This window comes from Methylobacterium sp. W2, assembly GCF_020662345.1.
GTDB lineage: Bacteria > Pseudomonadota > Alphaproteobacteria > Rhizobiales > Beijerinckiaceae > Methylobacterium.
In genome coordinates this window covers 1-426 of record NZ_VMOA01000113.1, presented here as the reverse complement: position 1 = coordinate 426, position 426 = coordinate 1, and the positions used below count along the sequence as shown (strand labels likewise).

1 protein-coding gene is annotated in these 426 nt (G+C 69.7%); it reads right to left on the bottom strand.

Annotated features, from left to right (window positions below):
- A partial coding sequence (locus FPV16_RS25965; RefSeq protein WP_227441380.1) for a hypothetical protein occupies positions 1-426 on the bottom strand: 426 nt, incomplete at both ends.

Here is a 426-nt window from a genome sequence, read left to right as displayed (position 1 = left end):
ACGATGCGGTCCGCGAGGGACTGCACCTTGCCCTGCTGGTCGGGAGCGTTCGACGAGAACTCGGTGCTCGCCGTTGCTGGTGTCCGCAGAACCTCGTCGATGAGCGCGGCCGCGGCGTCTCGGCCGATGCCCATCTGCTCGATCTGGGAGATCAACGCATCGCGGGTGGTGTTGTACCGGCCCGTCAGCTGGTCTTGCCCCTCGCCCGCGCGCTGTGCCGCGTCGAGCTCGTCGGCCAGAGCCGCGGCCGCGTTGCGGATCTGGGACTCCAGGGCCGCGCCCGACGCGGAGGCGTTGAGGTTCGCGAGGTCGACACCTTCGAGCGAGAGGCGGGTGCCATCGCTGTTCAGGCCGACGGTCTCGAGGGACTCTGCGAGACGTAGGGAGGCGTCGTTGAGATACCCCATCGCGACGGCGCCCTCGCCG